Here is a 2,324-nt window from a genome sequence, read left to right as displayed (position 1 = left end):
CCCCGTCACCCCCCCCCGTTTTTGTCTAAAGCAAAAACCGCCCCTCCCCTTACTAAGGGGAGGGGTTGGGGGTGGGGTAAAACGTCTGTGGGACAAGCATTTGAGCTTAAGTTGACACCCATGAGCAATGCTGTGCCCTCCTACAGTGTGGTTTAATACCTGAAAATTGCTGTAAGTTACATAGTCATTTTGCAGGAAGACCATAGTCAAATTTGGCAAAGAAATCTGTTAGTTCGGCAACATTACAGAAAAACAATATATTAGCAAGAAAATTAATAAAAAAGCTGAATTATGGGAATTTTGCTAATACTCGAATAAATTCCAGAGGTAAGCCATCAGCATCAGCGATAAAAGCTACTTCGTAAATGCGATCGCCTATTTGCTGTTGTGTCGGTTCTAATAATACCTTTAATGGTTGCAATTCTTCTGCTGTTGAAACACGTTCTTGTAAATTTGTCAACCAGCTAGGTAAATCTGGCGTCATTTCAGTCAAATCAAAAGACAGATGATAATATCCCACATAATGTTCATCAGCAAAAGCATCTGGGGCTGGTTTTGGTTCGGGAATTTGAATTAGTTCAATTCTGCCCCCCAATCCTTCCATCCAACAAGCTAGCGTGTAGCCTGTAGTAAAGCGTTCTGAAATTGTAAATCCCAGATGTTCGTAAAAGGCGATCGCTCGATGAATATTCGCCGTCCGAATAGAAGCGTGGTGCATAACAAAAGTTAGGAGTTGTGAGTTAGGAGTTGTGAGTTAGGAGTTGTGAGTTAGGAGTTGTGAGTTAGGAGTTAGGAGTTAGGAGTTGTGAATTCAATTTCACTTCTAACCTTTAACTCTTAACTTCTAATTTTTAACTCTTAACTCCTAACTCCTAACTTTTAACTCCTAACTCCTAACTTTTAACTCCTAACTTTTAACTCTTAACTCCTAACTCCTAACTCTTAACTTCTAACTCCTAACTTTACTCAAACAACCTGAAATAAGGGTAACGTACAGGCACGCCAGGTTCTTTTTCCAAGTCAAAATTAATGACTTCCCAGCAAGGGTCTTCTGGAGGATCGGGACTAAACTCTACGGGTAAACCGTATAGCCGCGCTGCTGATGCTTCCGGCTGTCCAGACCGCCAAGGAGTACTGCGTTCTAAGTAGCCACTCATCAATTCCTGATAGCGTCGAGCAATAATAACTCTTGTTGCTCGATAGCCTTGAGTGTACAGCTTGTCTAATGCTTCATGAATTTCAAACCGTATACCATCAGGGTGAGTATGCTGTCTATACCATTCATTATTCCACCTCCGCCAGTGACGCCCAGACTGTAAATGGATTAACTCTCCATTTTTCGGGTTAGCTTCAAAAGCGCCATGACGCGGACATAGATAGGTATCTGTTAGTGTCAACGCCGGAATAGTCTGGCGACAATGGGGACACTGTATTTCAGGGCCAAATATTGGGTACTGCAAGCCTGGATTCATCATGAAGTGCGTACAAACATAATTTTGCTTTACCAGCACTAGGCACTAGTAGGTTGGGTTATACACTTCGGCTCCGCCACTTTGGGATATTCCTTTGCTGTTAACTCAACAAGTAAGTTCAAAGTGATGAGTTTCAAGTTTTTTGTGAAAAACTCTCTAGTAACTCAACACTCATTAGCACTTTGTTAAGCATTCAGCACTCGTCAATTTAGAGCCTTGACGCTGTGATATCCTGGTTGTGCAACCAGCCTCAAAGGTTGGAGTTTCTCCAGTGTTCCTGGGTACCATATTAATATTCTATCGTGTCTACCGCTTCTTACTGGACATCTGTCGATTTTTCTCAAGCTGCCTTCATTGCAAGCAACGCTGTTGTTATCGGTTCGGTAAACATAGCAGCAGGAGCAAGCATTTGGTACGGGGCAGTAGTTAGAGGAGATGTTGAACGCATTGACATTGGCGAATGCACGAATATTCAGGATGGAGCGATTTTACATTGCGATCCTGGTTTTCCCACAATCATAGAAGATCATGTCACCGTAGGGCATCGTGCTGTAGTACATTCTGCTTACGTTGAGCGTGGAAGTTTAATTGGCATTGGCGCAGTGATTTTAGACGGTGTACGCGTGGGCGCTGGTAGCATTATTGGTGCTGGCGCAGTAGTAACTAAAAATATACCCCCCTTATCCCTAGTTGTCGGCATTCCTGGCAAAATACAGCGCCAAGTAACAGAAATTGAAGCCGCAGAACTCATAGAACACGCCAAGCGTTACGAAAAGTTAGCTTTAGTTCATGCAGGTAAAGGTACAGATTTGGGGTTTGGTAAGGGTTAGGGCATGGGGCATGGGGCATGGG

The 2,324-nt window shown here is 43.2% G+C and carries 3 protein-coding genes; 1 reads left to right on the top strand and 2 read right to left on the bottom strand.

Going from position 1 to position 2,324, the window contains the following annotated elements; genetic code table 11:
• Positions 1–289: 289 nt before the first annotated feature.
• Both GNE10_RS33985 and GNE10_RS33980 read right to left on the bottom strand, forming a co-directional pair.
• A complete protein-coding gene (locus GNE10_RS33985) occupies positions 290–718 on the bottom strand; it encodes a VOC family protein (protein ID WP_185570430.1) in 429 nt (142 codons plus the stop codon).
• Between the two features lie 244 nt (positions 719–962).
• Complete coding sequence (locus GNE10_RS33980; RefSeq protein ID WP_199342062.1) at positions 963–1,475, bottom strand: TIGR02652 family protein; 513 nt, start codon at positions 1,473–1,475, stop codon at positions 963–965.
• Between the two features lie 299 nt (positions 1,476–1,774).
• Between GNE10_RS33980 and GNE10_RS33975 the strand changes: the two genes are divergently transcribed.
• Entirely contained in the window at positions 1,775–2,302 is a 528-nt protein-coding gene (locus GNE10_RS33975; protein WP_185570429.1) for a gamma carbonic anhydrase family protein, read from the top strand.
• The last annotated feature ends 22 nt before the right edge of the window (positions 2,303–2,324 follow it).

The organism is Nostoc sp. 2RC (assembly GCF_014222165.1).
GTDB lineage: Bacteria > Cyanobacteriota > Cyanobacteriia > Cyanobacteriales > Nostocaceae > Nostoc > Nostoc linckia.
This window is presented reverse-complemented; position numbering and strand designations above follow the sequence as displayed.